This window comes from Sphingopyxis sp. HIX (assembly GCF_001468285.1).
Lineage (GTDB): Bacteria > Pseudomonadota > Alphaproteobacteria > Sphingomonadales > Sphingomonadaceae > Sphingopyxis.
Genome location: NZ_LNSB01000005.1, coordinates 38,835 through 55,710 on the forward strand (window position 1 = coordinate 38,835; position 16,876 = coordinate 55,710).

Here is a 16,876-nt window from a genome sequence, read left to right on the forward strand (position 1 = left end):
TCAAAATTTGTCGTACTTTTTGACCTTGACACCGGTGACAATATCTTTCCTTTTCCGGCGAGCGTGTCAATAAGGTTGTCAGACAACTACGCCAAAGAGGGGATGGAATGCCGAAGATCGTGTCAGCGCGGGTGATCGTTACCAGCCCGGGGCGCAATTTCGTGACGCTCAAGATCGAGTGCGACGACGGCACCACCGGGGTCGGCGACGCGACGCTCAACGGGCGCGAGCTGGCGGTCGCGGCCTATCTTTCCGAACATGTCGTCCCCTGCCTGATCGGGCGCGACGCGCACGCGATCAACGACATCTGGAACTATCTCTACAAGGGCGCCTATTGGCGGCGCGGGCCGGTGACGATGACCGCGATCGCCGCGGTCGACATGGCGCTGTGGGACATCAAGGGCAAGGTTGCGGGGCTCCCCGTCTACCAGTTGCTCGGGGGCGCGGCGCGCGACGGCTGCATGGTCTATGGCCACGCCAATGGCGAGACGATCGCCGACACGATCGAGGCCGCGCTCGATTATCAGCGCCAGGGTTACAAGGCGATCCGCCTGCAATGCGGCGTGCCCGGCCTGCCCTCGACCTATGGCGTGTCGGGCGACCGCTATTTCTATGAACCCGCCGACGCTGCGCTGCCGAGCGAGAATCGCTGGTCGACCGAGAAATATCTGCGCATCGTGCCCGAACTCTTCGCCGCCGCGCGCGAGGCGCTCGGCTGGGACGTCCACCTGCTCCACGACGTCCACCACCGGCTGACCCCGATCGAGGCCGGCCGGCTGGGCAAGGACCTCGAACCCTACCGCCCCTTCTGGATCGAGGATGCGACCCCCGCCGAGGATCAGGACGCCTTCCGCCTGATCCGCCAGCACACCACCGCGCCGCTCGCGGTCGGCGAAATCTTCAACAGCGTCTGGGACTGCAAGGCGCTCATCGAGAACCGCCTGATCGACTATATCCGCGCGACCGTGCTCCACGCCGGCGGCATCACCCATATGCGCCAGATCGCGTCGCTCGCCGAGCTGCACCAGGTGCGCACCGGCTGCCACGGCGCCACCGATCTGTCGCCGGTGACGATGGCCGCCGCGCTCCACCTCGGCATCAGCATCCCCAATTTCGGCATCCAGGAATATATGCGCCACACGGCGGAGACCGACGCAGTCTTCCCCCACGCCTACAGCTTCGCCAACGGAATGCTCCACCCGGGCGACGCGCCCGGACTCGGCATCGACATCGACGAAAGCCTCGCCGAAACCTTCCCCTATGCCCGCGCCTATCTGCCGGTGAATCGGCTCGAGGACGGGACGATGTGGAGCTGGTGATGCGCGCCACGCTGCTCGGCCTGCTCCTGCTCGGGAGCGCCGCCGCTGCACAGGAAAAGACTCCATTGCGCCCCGCGACCGCCGAGGAGCAGAAGGCGCGCGCCGCCGTGGCGATCGCCGACTATCGCTACGGCGACCTCCTCTGGGAGAACGACCGCATCGCCTTCCGCATCTATGCGCGCGCGCTTGAAAAAGCCGAGCCGCCCTCCTCCTCAGGTATCGACGCCTGGGGCAAAGCGGTGCGCTGGCCCTTCATGGACCGCCAGCTGCGCACCGGCGACCAGCACGCCGATCATGGCGAGGGCATCGACTTCTACAATGTCGGCACCGGGCGCGGTACCGGCGGGCTCGGCATCTGGTACGACAACAAGCTCTGGACCTCGCGCAACTATGTCCGCCCGCAAATCCTGAACGCCGGTCCCGATATCGCCGACTTCTCCGTCGATTACGAACCCTGGCCGGTCGACACGCTGCGCACGGTGCGTGAAACACGGCGCTTCACCCTGCCCGCAGGCACCAACTTCACGCGCCTCGCCTCCACGATCGCGTCGAGCAGCGCCGAAGAACTCATCGTCGGCATCGGCATCTCCAAACGCCCGATCAATGGCGCCAAGCTCGGCGAAATCGCCAAGGACGAAGCCGGCGCCCGCATGAGCTGGTGGGGCCCCGCCGACGGCGACAAAGGCCATATGGCCGCAGCCGTCATGGTCGACCCCGCCTCCTTCGCGGGCTTTGCCGAGGACGCCGACAATTATCTGATCCTCGTCCGCGTCGACCCGGGCAAGCCCTTCGTCTATTACAGCGGCGCGGCGTGGGACCGCGGCGGCGACTTCGCCACCCGCGACAGCTGGACCGCGCACGTCGCCGCACAACGCCCCGACTTCCGCCCCTAGCCAGCCCTTCTCCGCGATGATAACGCTATCGGCATGAGGGTAACCAAGGCGGCTTCGCTGGCCGACGATCTTGTCCAGCGCTTCGAGGAGCAGATCGAGACGGGCGACATGCCCGCCGGTTCGCGCTTCCCGACCGAAAAGGAAATCACCGAAAGCTTCGGGGTCAGCCGCACCGTGGTGCGCGAGGCCTATTCGCGGCTGTCGGCGCGCGGCCTGCTCGTTTCGCGCCGCGGCTCGGGCGCCTATGTCCCCGACGGCGCGCAATATCGCGCCTTCCAGATCGCCGCCGACGAGGTCGGAGAGATCGAGGATGTGCTGAAACTGCTCGAAATGCGCATGGGGTTCGAAGCCGAGATGGCCGATCTCGCCGCGCGTCGCCGCACCGACGCCGACCTCGCGGCGATCCGCGCCGCGCTCGACGCGATGGAGGACAGCACCGACGTCGACGCCTCGGTCAACGCAGACGCCGCCTTCCACGCGGCGATCGCCGCGGCGACCGCGAACAGCTATTTCCTGCGTTTCACCCAGTTCCTCGGCGTGCGCCTCGTGCCTTCGCGCAAACTCTATCTGCAGGGCAGCGACAAGCCGCGGCACCGGCAATATGCGCGCACCATCAACCGCGATCACCGCGCGATCTACGACGCGATCGAGAAGGGCGACCCCGCCGCCGCGCGCGACGCCGCGCGCGCGCATATGGACAAGTCGATCGCCCGCTACCGCGCGATGCAGCAGGGCCTGCCGCCCGAGAGCGTCGACGACTGACGCCCAGCTTGCGCCGCACCGTGAGGCGCCTATGTCGGACTGGATGACGACCAGCGTCCCCCTGTCGATGCGCCGCATCGGTTTCGCCGGCACTGCCGACGACGCGCTCGTCCGCGACGTTGCGGTCGAGGCGCCGGTGTCGGTCGAGGTGAACGGCATCGGCTATGCCGTGATGATGGCGACCCCCGCCGACCTCGAGGATTACGCCACCGGCTTCGCGCTCGGCGAGGCGCTGGTCGAGAGCCCCGCGCAAATCCGCAGTATCGATATCCACCCGCTCGAAGGCGGCCTCGCACTCCGCATCTGGCTGCCCCCCGAGCATAGCGAGCGGGCGCTCGAACGCGCGCGCAAGCGCGTGAGCGAAAGCAGCTGCGGCCTCTGCGGGATCGAGAATATCGAGGAAGTGCTGCGCCCCCTGCCCCCTGTGACCGCGCAGATTGCGACGACGCGCGCCGCGATTGCCGCGGCGCTGGCGGGGCTGGAGGGGCATCAACCGCTCGGGCTCGCCACCGGCGCGGCGCACGCCGCCGCCTTCTGCGACCCCGACGGGTCGATCCGCCTCGCGCGCGAGGATGTGGGGCGCCACAATGCGCTCGACAAGCTCATCGGCGCGCTGGCGCGGGCGGGTATCGACCCCGCTGTAGGCTTCATCCTGCTCTCGGCGCGGTGCAGCTACGAGCTGGTCGAAAAGACCGTGCGCGCGGGATGCCCGATGCTCGTCACCATCTCGGCCCCGACCAGCCTCGCCGCCGAGCGGGCCGCCGCCGCCGGGCTGGCCCTCGTCAGCCTTGCGCGCCCCGACTCGGCGCTGGTGGTCAGCGACCCGCACGGGATGATCGCATGAAGACGCTCGGCGCGGTGCTTGCCGGCGGCCGCTCGTCGCGCTTCGGATCGGACAAGGCCGAAGCGCTCCTCGAAGGCCAGAGCCTGCTCGATCACGCGATCCGGGCGCTCGAACCGCATGTCGATACGGTGATGGTCGCCGGACGCGCCATGCCCCGCCAGCCGCTGATTTCGGACTGGCCCGCGCCCGACCTCGGCCCGATGGGCGGCATCGCGGGCGCGCTGCGCTATGCGGAAGGCGAAGGCTTCGACCAATTGCTCTGCATCTCGGTCGACTGCGTTCGCCTCCCCGACGATCTCCGCGCGCTACTCGAACCCGGCCCCGCCTATCTCGCAAGCCAGCCGGTGATCGGCCTCTGGCCGGTGTCGCTGCGCCCCGAAATCGAGGCGCAATTCACGACCAGCGACGACCGCTCGGTGCGCCGCTTCGGCTACCGCATCGGTGCGCGTGCGATCGCCTGCGACTTCGCGCCGCCGAACGTCAACAGCGTCGCCGACCTCGATCGGCTGGCCGACCTATAGCCCGCCGAGCGCGTTCACGGTGAACGCCAGGATTCCCATATTGAAGACGAACGCCGCCAGGCAATGGCCGAGCACGACGCGCCGCATATGTGCGCCCGTGACGCTGACGTCCGACGTCTGGAAAGTCATGCCGAGCGTGAAGGCGAAGTAGAGGAAGTCCCAATAATCGGGTTCGTTTGTACCCGGCACATCGAGCCCGCCCTGGTCGCGCCCCTTCACCTGCAGATAGAAAAGATGCGCATAGTGAAGGGTAAACATCATGTTCGCGAACAGCCAGGCGAGCGCGAGCGTCGCGACGATCAGGATCACATCCTTCCGCCCGAGGCTGCCCGGATCGGCGATCAGCGCGCCGACGGTGAACAGGATCACCAGCGACAGCAGCGCCGAAATCGCGAGCAGCCCGGCACGGTTGGCATCATTTTCTTCCGCGCGCCGCCGCATGGCGTCGGCATCCGACGACAGCAGCGGCACCACGGCGGCGAGAAATACGATGGCGGCGATGTCGAACCCGAGCAGCAACGCCGTGCGCGGATCATAGCCCCACGCGCTCGCCGCGCCGGTCGCGACGATCAGCACCGCGGCAAAGATCAGGAAGCGCACCGGCGCGATATGCCGGCCGGGCGCGAAGGCCTCAGGCCGCGCCATCGCTCGCCACGACGCGCACCGGGATCGACTTGGCCGCCGGACAGCCGCTGATCTTGTCGTAGAAGGCCAGCGGCAGCAGCGGGTTGAGCTCGGGATAATAGCCCGCGACCGACCCGCGCGACATCGGATAGTCGATGATCGTCAGGCCCTCGACGCGCCGCGCTATACCATCGCCGCCGATCGTTTCGAGCGCCACCTTCGCCCCCGCCGACAGCCCGCGGTCGGCGATGTCTTCAGCGTTCATGAACAATATCATCCGGTCGCCGTACACGCCGCGATAGCGGTCGTTGTAGCTGTAGATCGTCGTGTTGAACTGGTCGTGCGAGCGCACCGTCGCGAGCCGCAGCATCGCCGGATCGTCGACCGGCGCGTTCACCGCGAGCCCCGGCAGGATGAGGAAATTGGCCTTGCCGTTCGGCGTCGCCCACACGCGCCGCCGCGGCGGGATGTCGAGATGAAAGCCATGCGGCGCCGCGATCCGCTCGGCGAAGCCTTCGTAGAGCGCCGGATAGACCGCGGCGATCTTGGCGCGGATCAGGCCGTAATCCTCGATATAGCTCGCCCAGTCGACCTTGCTCGCGGGCAGCGTCGCCATCGCCATGCGGCACACGATCTCAGTCTCGGGCCGCAGATTTTCGCTCGCCGGGTCGAGCACGCCGCGCGAGGCGGTGACGTTGGACATCGAATCCTCGATCGTCACGAACTGCTCGCCCTTCGCGGTCTCGATCCGCTCGGAGCGCGCGACGACGGGCAGGATCAGCGCCTCCCTGCCGTGCACCAGATGCCCGCGGTTGAGCTTGGTCGCGATGCCGACGGTCAGGTCGAGCTTTCGCATCGCAGCATAGGACCGCTCGGTATCGGGGACCGCACGCACAAAATTGCCGCCGAGGCCGATGAAAACCTTCGCCGTCCCCGCGAGCATCGCCTCGACCGATTCGACCGTATGATGACCATGATCGCGCGGCGGTTCGAAGCCGAAGACCTGGCGTACCCTGTCGAGATAGGCCTGCCCCGGTTTCTCGTCGATGCCGACGGTGCGGTCGCCCTGGACGTTCGAATGGCCGCGGATCGGCGAGATGCCCGCGCCTGGTTTGCCGAAATTGCCCTTGAGGAGCAGCAGGTTAGCGATCTGCTGGACCAGCTGCGACCCTTGCTGGTGCTGGGTGATGCCCATGCCGTAGCAGATGATCGTCGCCTTCGACGCTATATAGATTTCGGCGCAGCGCCGGATTTGCGCTTCGTCGATTCCCGCCGCAGCGGCGAGATCGGGCCAGGCCTGTGCCTCGATATCGGCCTTGAGCGCGGCGAACCCATCGGTGTGTTCCGCGATGAAGTTGTGGTCGAGCACCGCTTCCCCCGCCGCCTCGCGCTCGAACAGCACTTTCATCATGCCCTTGAGCAGCGCCAAGTCGCCGCCGACCTTGATATGCACGAATTCGCTGGTGATCGCCGTCGACCCGAAGGTCGCCATCTGGACAATGTCCTGCGGCTCGGTGAACTGGATCAGCGCGCGTTCGGGCATCGGGTTGACCGCGACGATCGGCACCCCGCGTTTGCGCGCCTCGACCAGCGGGGTCATCATCCGCGGCGCGTTCGTTCCGGCGTTGTGGCCGATCAGGAAGATCGCCTCGGCATGCTCGAAATCGTCGAGGATCACCGTGCCCTTGCCGATGCCGATCGAATGCGGCAGCCCACGGCTCGTCGGTTCGTGGCACATGTTCGAACAATCGGGGAAATTGTTCGTGCCATATTCGCGCACGAAGATCGAATAGAGGAAGGCGGTCTCGTTCGCGGTGCGGCCCGAGGTGTAGAATTCGGCCTGGTTCGGATCTTCGAGCGCGCGCAAGTGCCGGCCGATCAGCGCGAAGGCGTCGTCCCAGCGCACCGGCACATAATGATCGCTCGCCGCGTCGTAGCGCATCGGCTCGGTCAGCCGCCCCTGCATCTCGAGCCAATAGTCCGACTGCTTCATCAGCTCGGTGACGCTGTGCGCCGCGAAAAACTCGCGCGTCACGCGAAACTTCGTCGCCTCATGCGCCAGCGCCTTCGCGCCATTCTCGCAGAATTCCAGCTTCTTGGTGCAAGTTGCGTCGGGAAAGGCACAGCTCGGGCATTTGAAGCCGCCGGGCTGGTTCATCGACAAGAGCGCGCGCGATCCCTTGCCGACCACGCTCTGCTCCATCAGCACTTTCGCGGTCGCCGCCGCAGCGCCCCAGCCGCCCGCCGGGTGATTGTAGGTGCGGTATCTGGGGGACTTAACCGCCATCGTCTCTCGTCCGTCCACTGCTTCGGGGACAAGACTAGGACATTCCGGCGCGCAACGTAACAGCAACCTTGGTCCAAGCGTCTAAAAGCGCTTGCGCACCGACAGCTGCACGGTGCGGCCGAGCGGGTCGATCTCGTCGCGGCTGTAGCCCGCAGGAACGCTGCCGTCGGCGAAGGTGACGCGGCGGTAGCCGTTGAAGAGATTCTGGACGTTGAGCGCGAGCTTGAACCCGTTCGCCCGCTTGCGCGCCTCGGGCCGGCCGAACAGTTGCGCGGGTTCGACGAAGAGCGCCAGATTGAACTGCAGCGGCGGCTTCGAGCGGAAACTGCGGTCGCCGCTCGTCACCGTGGCCGGGTTGCTCCAATTGCCGTCGAGCGTGGCGCCGATCCCCCGTTTTCCCGCTGTGACCTGCAACGTCAGATTGTGGCGCGACTGCCCGCTGCCCGAGAGCCGGTCGATGACCGGCAGGCCTGGGTGGGTCAACAATGTGTCTTGCAGCTGCCAGCGATGGTTGAGCGCGACGCTGAACTGAAGGGGATCGGCCACAACCTTGCCCTCCCCGCCGCCGCGCCCCGGCAGCAGCCGCAGCGCCACGCCGCTCGACAATTCGGCCTTGGTATCGCGCGCGATGTTGATCGCGCGGGCATCGACCGCGAGCAACCGCCCGTCTGCGCCCCGCGTCACGCGCTCGGGAAAGGCCGCCTCGATCGCCGGGGTCAGCTCGGGGAAAAAGGCGACCCCGCCCTTGGCGACCGACCGGCGATAGCCGAAATCGAGCGTCAACAGCTCGCCGCCCAGCGGGCGGATCATCGCGGACAGCGCCAGGCTTTGCCGGCTGCCGCGCCGCAGGTCGGGATTGCCCCCGGTGATCCAGAGCGGCTCGGCGACCTCCTGTCGCGTATAGTCAAAGACGCGGCCAACCGTGGTGACGACCGGCGCATCGAGCTGGTCGAAGGACGGGGCATCCTCGGCCCGCTCGATCGACCCGCGAAGCTGGACCGTCGGCAAAAGCGCCCAGCTGACATCCGCCCCATAGCGCTTTTGCAGGCGGCTGCCCGTCATCGCCTGCGCGCTGGCCGACAGGTCGAGCGACAGGTCGCCGACCCACGCCGGCCCCGCGGCGCCACGGCGCGTGAGCGGCACGCTGAGCGTCATCTGGCCGTTCGCCTGATGGCGCGTCCGGCGCCGCGTGTCGCTGCCCGTGACACCATCGTCGCGCCGGCTGTGCGCGCGATTCCGGCTGGCGTTGGTGGTGAAATTCCACACCAGCGGCCCGGCCGGCAGCTCGATCACCGCCTTGCGGAGGTTGAGCCGCGCGCTCAGATTTTCGCTCCGCGTCCGGCTGCGCGTGGCGAGCAGCAGCGATTCGTCCCATACGCCATAGGGGTTGAAGCCCGCGTCGGCATCGATAGCCTGCTGGACACGCGTCCGGTCGACACCCGCTTCCAGCAGGTTGTTCGACCAGCCCCGCGCATAGTTGACCGCGAGACCCGTCTGCCAGGTCCCGATCTTGCCGTTGAGCGTCAGCGAGCTGCTGAACGCGGTCATGTCATTGTCGACCCGCAACGCGCGGTCGCCCGCGAACGGCCGGGTCAACAGCACGTCCTGCGCAAAGGGCGACCAGCTGTGCCCCGCGGGGATCAGCACCGAAACCATCGGCAACCCGCGCCGCCCCGCGCTGCTGTTCCGGCTGGCGTTGACGTTGATCCCGACGGAAAAATCCCCGACCGGACGCGTGACGCCGATGGTGAGCGCGGCGTTGCGGCGCGCCGACTGCAGGGTTTCGAAGCGGTTGGGGTCGACCGGATGGAGCGTGTCAGCGGTCGCAGCGAAATCGTCGAGGCCGGGCATCGCCGCCGACGCGCCCGGCGGAATGCCGGCGGCGGTCACCGGCCGCCCCGCGATCAGGCTCAGCGCCGGGTCGATCTCGCCGCCGCCCGGCGCTGCGGCGAAACCGACGCCGTCAAACACGCCGTCGCGCGGGGCAATGTGTCGTGCATCCTTGCGGAGTGCGCTGTCGGCGCCGAGCCGCGCCTGGACATTCCAGCGAAACTCGCCGCTGATCGCGGTGCGCCGCGCCGACAGCGTGCCGCCATATTGGCCGCCCGCGGTCGCGAAATCGGCGCTCGCATCGGCATCGAGCATCGCGAAATTCTTCTTGAGCACCAGATTGACGACGCGCTTGCCGGCGGGCTCGCCATAATGCGCCGCGGCCTCGGGCTTCAGCACCGCGACCCGGTCGAGCGCTTCGGGCGGGTAAGCGAGGATCGAGCGGTCGAACCCCGCGGGCTTGCCGTTGATCAGAATGACGGGCTCTTCGCCGCTGCCGCCGATGAGCGGCGCCAGCCGCGCCAGCAGTTCCTCGATGCTGTCGGTGCCCTGGCCGGCGATCTCCTCCTCGCCGAACTCGCTCTCTGCCGCGACCTCGGCTTCGCCGCGGCGGGCGGCGGTCACGACGATCTCGCGCGGATCCTCGGGCGAAGCGGCGGCGACCCGTTCCGCATTGGCGGGAGGCGACATATCTTGGGCATCGGCGCGACAAGCACCCGCGACGATCATCGCTACGGCCGCGCTGCTCCGCGCCGCGCGGCAAAAAAGTCCCGGGCGGGGTCCCGGCATACCCCTGCTATGCACCGGGTCCGGTCGGGCAGCGCGGCGGTTCAGCGGCAAAGGACGGCCTCGATCGCATCATCCTGTCGACAGAAATGGCGGGCACCCGTGAGAGTGCCCGCCGGTTCTTGAAGGCCATTCGCAAAAATGGCGCTTCCAGACAAGAGCGTCAGGGGGTGATGACAAGGCCCCCCGAGGCACCCGAAATCTGCACAAGCGTTCCTTCGATCTTGCAGGGGTTTTCGGTGCCGCCGAAATTGTCGGGCGGACCGTCGGGGACGTCCGACAGCGGGGTCGTGAAGTCCAGGAACCGCGGCGACGCCGAATTGCCGCCCCATTCGTGGGTCAGGCTGCCCGCGCAGCCGTCGGCCGGGAAGATCGATACCGGCGGAATGCCGATCGTCACGCCCGAGATCGACAGGCGGATCGGCGACACGCCGGTGTTCGCCGACACCGCATAGGGCGCGCTCGCGAAGCTCGCCGTGTTGATGTCGTCGCACAGCGTGCTGCCGCTCAGCTCCGGATCGGCCGTCGCGGCCGAGCCGCCGCCGGTCACGACGATCGTAACCTTCAAGGTGCAGGCCGTCGGAAAGGGCAGATTCTTGATCACCGAAACATCGCCCTCGAACTCATAGGTGCCGTTGTCGCCGAAATCGGTCGCGTGGGCGATTCCCGGAGTCATCAGAGTCAGCGCGGTTGCGCAAAGAGCAACAATCTTTCTCATTTCATCTCTCCTGTTGACTGTTTCAATTATTATCCAACATCGACCGAGTCGATGCAAATAAACATTATTGTCATTATAAATTTCGTCAACACTAAATAGAAATATTGATAGTTTATTTATTGTTTACTTATCTCATGAAAACAAAGCACAACTAATGAAATAAGCGCAAGGGCGCCTATTTCTAATTGAAACTACAATCGATGTGCCGACTTTTCAGATCGGGGGGATAAATTTACTCCGTCGCCGCATCGGGGCGACAAAATCTCCTCTGCTTTTGCCAACCGGCACCCCGCTCGCCGCAGGGGTGCCGGTCTACCGCTCCCCTCAGAACCGCTTCATCGCGCTGAACCCGATGATGCGTGGGTCGAGCGTGAAGACGTTGGTGCTGAGCAGGGAGTCGTCGCTGTTGGTGAAGAAGTCGGTGATCGGCGCGTCGTTGAACAGATTCTTGACGTAGAGCTGGAAGGTCAGGTCCGATTCCGGCCGCGTCAGCGTCACCGCGACATTGACATTGTCCCAGCCTTTGAGCCGGTCGTAGTTGGTGTTGTAGATGCGCGCAAAGCTCTTCGACTGGCGATAATAATCGCCGCGGATCGTGAGATCCCAATCGCCGAGGAAGAAAGTATATTGCGCGCCGGTGTTGAAGGTGACGCGCGGCGAGTTGGGCAACTCGTTTCCGCCAAGATCGGCGAAAAAGCCGCGCCCGCCATTGGGCGCTCCGCTCACCTGGCTCCGCCAGGCATCGGGGTTCGCCGGATCATAGGGTACCAGCGCGCCGGCCGTCGCGGGATTATAGGGCGCAAAGGGATCATAGGCGAAGCCGAAGCGCGTGGCGTTGCCGACGCCGAGCGGGTCGGCGGGATTGAAACTGCCGAACCCCCGCGACTGGCCGCACAGCGAATAGAAGCTGTCGCCGTTGTTCGCCGTCGGGTTGAGCCGCAATATCTGTTCGACATAGGCGCGCGGCGCGATGCAGTTGGACGGCACCTGCAGGAAGGGACGCAGCAGGACCCAGTCGGGATTGCCCTGCGTCCGGTTCATGACGTCGATCGATTGCGACCCCTCTTTGAGCCGCGTCTTCAGATACCCCAGATTGGCATCGAGGCGGAACGCGCGCGAGGGCCGCCACGCGGCCTCGAATTCGAGACCCCAGACGGTCGCGTCGAAATTTTCGTTGAGCGCGATGCGGTCGACGATCTGCGAGACCTGATAATCCTTGTAGTCGTAGAAGAAGCCGGTGGCGTTGAACGTCAGGCGCCCGCCGTCGAAGCTGTTCTTGGTGCCGATCTCGAAGGCGTTGATATATTCGGGTTTGAAGGTCGGCGAGATGTCGGAAAACTGGACATTGCCCTGCGCGATGCCGGGTCGCGCCGGGTTGGCGCCGCCGCCCTTGTAGCCGCGCGACGCCGAGGCATAGACCAGGCTGTCGTCGGTAAAGGACCAATCGGGCTTCCAGTCGATGACCAGCCGCCCGGTCGGTTTCGACCAGCGCTGGACGATCGGATCGTTGGCGGGATAGCCGCCGCTGATCGTTCCGCCGCTGGCACCGGTGACGCCGCCGCCGAGCAGGAGCTGGCTGGGATAGAGGACCGCGCGCTTCTTGTCGCGCGTGAAGCGGATGCCGGCGGTGATCTTCAGCCTGTCGGTGACGTTCCAATAGCCTTCGCCGAAGATCGCGAGCGACTTGGTGCGGACATTGTTGCGGCTGCGGAAATAATTATGCCCCTGCTCGTCGAGCGAGCCGATCGGATTGGGATCGACATAGACGCAGTCGCGCGTGGTCTCGTCGACCGGACAGTCGCGATAGCGGAACGCCGCCCCGGGGGTACCGTCCAGCAAGCGGTTGTTCCGGTTGTAGGCGATGAAAGTGTAGAGGTTGTTGAAGACGAAATAATCGTCCTGCGATTTGAAATCGAGATAGTTGGTCCCCAGGCTGAAATTGAACGGACCGTCGAACGACGACTGCAGCCGGAATTCCTGCGACCACTGCCGGTTGCGCGACCGGCTGAGGTCGGCCGAGAGCATCCGGTCCGAACAGCCGAGCTGCGGGTCGCAGAAAATGCCGCCCGGGGAGGCGTGGGTCTGGTCGATCGGCTGCGGCTGCGGCGAATTGGGATTGAGCACGCGCGGCCGGTCCAGCAGCCCCGTGGTGTCGTTGAAGATCGGCGCCGAGACGTAGCGGTTGTAATCCTGCATCGAGAAATAGCGGTCGCGCGCATAGGCGGTCTGCGACACCAATGTCAGTCCGTCGCTGATATCGAATTCCATATTCCCCTGGAAAACGTCATTCTTCGCGCGGAAGACCGGATCGATGCTCGTCGCGATCTCGCGCAGGTTGCGCGATTGCACCGATCCCGCGAACGGGTCGCCGGGGCGCAGGCCGAGGACCACGCTCGCCACCGTCCCGCCGCGCGGATAGCCCATCTGGACATAGCGCGCCGGACCGTTGCCCGCGACGATGGGAGCATAGCCGCTGGCATTGGGCGTGCCATAGGCCGCATCATCATAGAGTGAACCGGGAAGGCACCCTTGGCTCAGGCGCCCGCGGAGCGATTCGGGAATCGGCGTGTTGCCCACCATCGTTGGGCCCGGATCGGGCGTGCAGAGCTGCTTGCCGGTGCGCGAACGGTTGTCGTCCTCCTCGAAATGCTGCCAGATCGCGTTGATCGTCAGGCGGTCGCTCGGCTCCCACTGGATCGACGCGCGGCTCGACCAGAGGTCGCGGCCGTTCACGCGCTGCTCGGTGAAGCTGTTGTAGTCGAAGCCGTCGCGGCTGGTCAGCGCCCCCGCGACGCGCACCGCCAGCGTGTCGCTCAGCGGCACGTTGATCATGCCCGACGCGCGCATCGTCTTGTAATTGCCGACCTCGACCTTGGCATCGAGCCCGAAATCGGAGGCGTCGGGCAGCGCCGGGATCAGGTTGACCACGCCACCGGTCGCGTTGCGGCCATAGAGCGTGCCTTGCGGCCCGCGCAGCACCTCGACGCGTTGCATGTCGAAAAATTCGGATTCGAACAGGCGGTTGCGGATCAGCGGTGTATTGTTGAAGCTCACCGCGACCGCCGGGTCGCTCGACGCCGAGATCGCCTTGGTCCCGATCCCGCGGATCGAGAAATTATACATGCTGAAATTGCTCTTCGAAAAGCTGACGTTCGGCACCGCGCGCAGCAGTTCCGACCCGCCCTCGATCTTGCGGTCATCGAGCGCCTGCGCCGACATCGCGGTCATCGCGATCGGCACGTCGATGATCTTTTCCTCGCGCTTCTGCGCGGTCACGATGATCTCGTTGTCGTCCTCAATCTCGGCGGCGGCGGGCGCTGCGCTCGCCGCCGGATTTGCGTTTCCCGATTGGGTGACCACGAACACGTCGCCGTCGCGGCGATAGCTGAGGCCTGTGCCGCGGAGCAGAGTCCGGAGCGCGGTTTCGGCGTCGGCGCGCTGGCTGAAACCCGCGCTCGTCTTGCCGCTGATTACAACCGATTCGCCCATGATGGTCATGCCGCTCTGCAGGCCGAAGTCGCGCAACGCGCGGTCGAGCGACTGGGCAGGAATCTTGTAGGCGGTGACGCGATCGCGCGCCGATGCCGCATTCGCGGACAGAGCGAGGCACCCCACCGCCACGCCGCTCAGAAATACCTTACGCAAAGCACCGGTCCGGAAACGCATTCCCCTCTCTCCCCTGTTTTTCCACGGGAACTTTTGTCCCGCTGTCTCGCGCCGCGATAACGGCGCCACTGGATCAGACGCCACGATCCCGGCGCCGGGGGGATGGTCCCTGTAATTTTCATCGATGTTAATGAAAATTGCGGTTTGCACAATTTGGATTGGATGCGAAAAGCCGCACTTCGGAAAAAATATATACGCGATCCCCCCTTTTTGGCCGGGCCCGCGTCTGTCCGGTCAACTCCAGGAAAAATGGAGAGCGACGATCGAGAGGATGCTGCCGGAATGACGCCTGAAATGGGGAGCGGCTCGCTATGCCTGCAGTATCGGCGCTTGCCTTGCCCGGATTTTCGCTGACGATGGCGCTGCCGCGTCAGGACCGGAATCTGGCGGACTGGATGACCGCCTATGGCCCGGGCCTGCGCCGCTTCTTCCGCCGCCGCGTCGGCGACGCCGATGTCGACGACTTGGTGCAGGACGTGTTCCTGCGGCTGCAGGCGGCCGAAATCAGCGCGCCCATCGACAATGTCGAACGCTATCTCTTCACCACCGCGCGCAACGTGCTGATCAGCCGCCACCGCGCGCAGACCGCGCGCGCGGCGATGCTGCACGACGAATTCGAGGAGGGCCTCGAAATCGCCGACCAGCTGTCGCCCGAGCGCATCGCGATCGGCCAGCAGGAATATCTGCGCGTCGTCGACGCGATCCTCCGCCTGCCGCCGCGGGCGCGCGAAGCGTTCGAGCTCCATCGCTTCGAGAACCTCACCTATCAGGCGATCGCGCAGCGCATGGGGATTTCGAAGGAATCGGTGAAGGAGCTGATGCACCGCGCGCTCGTCCGGCTCGCCGAAACGATGGAGGCCGACGCATGAGCGGCGGCCAGACCTCGACGCGCGCCGCGATCCGCTCCGACGCCGCGGGGTGGTTCAACCTGCGCCTATCGGGCGACATGACGGTCGACGACGAGCAGCGGTTCCAGGACTGGATCGGCCTGTCCGAAAGCCACCGAACGGCCTATGATCGCATCGGCCGCGCTTGGGCGATCGCCGGGACCGCGGCCGAAGATCCCGAGCTTCGGGCGGCCACCGATTCCGCGCCGGCCGAAGAGGCGCCGCCACCGCGGCGCGAGCGCTGGCGCTTCCTGGCGATGGCCGCCTCGCTCGTTCTGGTGGTCTCGCTGAGCTGGACGCTGCTGCCGAAGGACTTGTTCGGCCCGGTCGCCCTCGACACCCAAGAACAGGTCTTCAAGACCGGCACCGGTCAGCGGACGATGATCACGCTTCCCGACAAGTCGGTCGTGACGCTCGACGCCGAAACGATGATCAAGATCGATCTGAGCGGCACCGAACGCCGCGTCCAGCTGGTCGACGGCCGGGCCTTCTTCCGCGTTGCGAAGGATCCGGGCCGCCCCTTCGTCGTCGTCGCGGGCGGCAAGAGCGTCCGCGCGCTCGGCACCGCGTTCGAGGTGAGTTTCGACCATGGCAACATGGTCGTCACCCTCGCCGAAGGAAAGGTCCGCGTCGCCGAGGCGGTGCCGGGGCGCGGCTCGGGCAACAGCACTGACATGGTGCCCGGCGGCCAGTTGTCGATCGGCGCCGATCACAACTGGACCTTGAGCCGCGTCGACGTCGAAAAGGAAACCAGCTGGACAGACGGGCGGCTGATCTTCATGGGCGATCCGCTCGCCGATGCCGTCGCCGAAATGAACCGCTATTCGGAGCGCAAGCTGGTCTTCAAGGACGGCGCGATCCCCGACAAGGAGGTGGTCGGCGTGTTCAAATCGGGCGACGTCGACGGGTTCGTGAAGGCGATCGAACTCAACGGCATCGCGCACCGCGTCGAAACCTCGGGCGACGAAATCCTGCTATCGGGCAACTAAGCGTCAGGCCGCGGCGGGCGGCAAGGCCGGAGGGATGCCGCTGGGGATCAGGAACAGGGGCAGGATACGCGCGATCAGGTCGCGCATCGCATCGTCCTTCTGGTCGAGCATGCCGCGCACGCTGGGGCCGATGACGGCGTCGCCGAAGGCGGTGACCGCCATCAGCAGCACCGCGGTGCGCACGCGCTCGGGCGCCGCCTCGTCCTTCGACTGACCAACGATCGCATCGACCAGCGCGCGCACCGCGTCGCGCACCGGCTCGAGCTGGCCGAGGTCGCCCGACAGGATGATCCACGCCGCCAGCGGCCCCGCGCCGCCCTTGTCGAAGGCGTCGAACACGCGGTCGGCGACGGTGCGCGGCGCTGCGGCGTCGGTCTTGAGCAGGGTCACGACATCGTCGAGCGCGGCGTTGAGGTCGTTGATCATCGACCCCATCAGCGCCGACTGCAGCGCCGCCGCCGAGCCGAAATGGTGGAGGACATTCGCGTGCGACATGCCGATCTCGTCGCCGATATTCGCCAGCGTCACCGCCGAAGGGCCGCCTGCGAGGAGCAGCCGCCGTGCCGCAACGAGCCCCTCCTCGCGGACCTCGGCACCCAGCCGTTTGCGGCGCTTCTGGTGCGGGCGCGCCTGTTTATACATGAGTCTCGTCCCCTGCAGCCTGCCTGGCGGCGCGCGTCCCGAAGGCGGCCTTAGCGCAAAGCAGGCGCCTGCCACAATCCACCCGCCTAGCCGTGCCCCGGCGGACTG

13 protein-coding genes are annotated in these 16,876 nt (G+C 66.1%); 7 read left to right on the top strand and 6 right to left on the bottom strand.

The genetic code is table 11. The annotated features are described in order from the left end of the window. Nucleotides 1-107 precede the first annotated feature (107 nt). The 5 genes from manD to mobA are packed head-to-tail and all read left to right on the top strand — an operon-like array spanning nucleotide 108 to nucleotide 4,339. Nucleotides 108-1,319: a D-mannonate dehydratase ManD gene (gene manD / locus ATE62_RS03855; RefSeq protein ID WP_058807039.1), complete on the top strand. Its 1,212-nt coding sequence runs from the start codon at nucleotides 108-110 to the stop codon at nucleotides 1,317-1,319. Next, entirely contained in the window at nucleotides 1,319-2,212 is an 894-nt protein-coding gene (locus ATE62_RS03860; RefSeq protein WP_058807063.1) for a DUF4861 family protein, read from the top strand. The genes manD and ATE62_RS03860 overlap by 1 nt, the downstream gene beginning before the upstream one ends. A 33-nt stretch (nucleotides 2,213-2,245) precedes the next feature. Then, nucleotides 2,246-2,974 (top strand): FadR/GntR family transcriptional regulator, encoded by a 729-nt coding sequence (locus tag ATE62_RS03865; RefSeq protein WP_058807038.1) that lies wholly within the window; start codon nucleotides 2,246-2,248, stop codon nucleotides 2,972-2,974. A gap of 43 nt (nucleotides 2,975-3,017) precedes the next feature. Then, nucleotides 3,018-3,818: a formate dehydrogenase accessory sulfurtransferase FdhD gene (gene fdhD, locus ATE62_RS03870; RefSeq protein WP_231736067.1), complete on the top strand. Its 801-nt coding sequence runs from the start codon at nucleotides 3,018-3,020 to the stop codon at nucleotides 3,816-3,818. Continuing rightward, entirely contained in the window at nucleotides 3,815-4,339 is a 525-nt protein-coding gene (mobA, locus tag ATE62_RS03875) for a molybdenum cofactor guanylyltransferase (RefSeq protein WP_058807036.1), read from the top strand. The genes fdhD and mobA overlap by 4 nt, the downstream gene beginning before the upstream one ends. On the opposite strand, the gene ATE62_RS03880 is transcribed toward mobA, so the two are convergent. The 5 genes from ATE62_RS03880 to ATE62_RS03900 all read right to left on the bottom strand — a co-directional run bounded on the left by ATE62_RS03880 (nucleotide 4,334) and on the right by ATE62_RS03900 (nucleotide 14,229). Further along, nucleotides 4,334-4,984 (bottom strand): DUF1345 domain-containing protein, encoded by a 651-nt coding sequence (locus tag ATE62_RS03880; protein WP_058807035.1) that lies wholly within the window; start codon nucleotides 4,982-4,984, stop codon nucleotides 4,334-4,336. The two genes, mobA and ATE62_RS03880, sit on opposite strands and share 6 nt — an antisense overlap. Next, nucleotides 4,971-7,250: an FdhF/YdeP family oxidoreductase gene (locus tag ATE62_RS03885; RefSeq protein WP_058807034.1), complete on the bottom strand. Its 2,280-nt coding sequence runs from the start codon at nucleotides 7,248-7,250 to the stop codon at nucleotides 4,971-4,973. The genes ATE62_RS03880 and ATE62_RS03885 overlap by 14 nt, the downstream gene beginning before the upstream one ends. An 81-nt stretch (nucleotides 7,251-7,331) precedes the next feature. Continuing rightward, nucleotides 7,332-9,770 (bottom strand): TonB-dependent receptor, encoded by a 2,439-nt coding sequence (locus ATE62_RS03890; protein ID WP_156420441.1) that lies wholly within the window; start codon nucleotides 9,768-9,770, stop codon nucleotides 7,332-7,334. A 259-nt stretch (nucleotides 9,771-10,029) separates the two neighbouring features. Beyond that, nucleotides 10,030-10,584, bottom strand: coding sequence for a hypothetical protein (locus ATE62_RS03895; protein WP_156420440.1), 555 nt, complete (start codon nucleotides 10,582-10,584; stop codon nucleotides 10,030-10,032). Between the two features lie 324 nt (nucleotides 10,585-10,908). Then, complete coding sequence (locus tag ATE62_RS03900) at nucleotides 10,909-14,229, bottom strand: TonB-dependent receptor domain-containing protein (RefSeq protein WP_231736069.1); 3,321 nt, start codon at nucleotides 14,227-14,229, stop codon at nucleotides 10,909-10,911. 332 nt (nucleotides 14,230-14,561) lie between these two features. Here ATE62_RS03900 and ATE62_RS03905 point away from each other — a divergent pair, with 332 nt between their 5' ends. Then, nucleotides 14,562-15,119, top strand: coding sequence for an RNA polymerase sigma factor (locus tag ATE62_RS03905; protein WP_082662584.1), 558 nt, complete (start codon nucleotides 14,562-14,564; stop codon nucleotides 15,117-15,119). Then, nucleotides 15,116-16,126, top strand: a complete 1,011-nt coding sequence (locus ATE62_RS03910; protein WP_058807030.1) for a FecR family protein — start codon at nucleotides 15,116-15,118, stop codon at nucleotides 16,124-16,126. The genes ATE62_RS03905 and ATE62_RS03910 overlap by 4 nt, the downstream gene beginning before the upstream one ends. A 3-nt stretch (nucleotides 16,127-16,129) precedes the next feature. On the opposite strand, the gene ATE62_RS03915 is transcribed toward ATE62_RS03910, so the two are convergent. Beyond that, nucleotides 16,130-16,768, bottom strand: coding sequence for a TetR/AcrR family transcriptional regulator (locus ATE62_RS03915; RefSeq protein ID WP_058807029.1), 639 nt, complete (start codon nucleotides 16,766-16,768; stop codon nucleotides 16,130-16,132). Nucleotides 16,769-16,876: the final 108 nt, after the last annotated feature.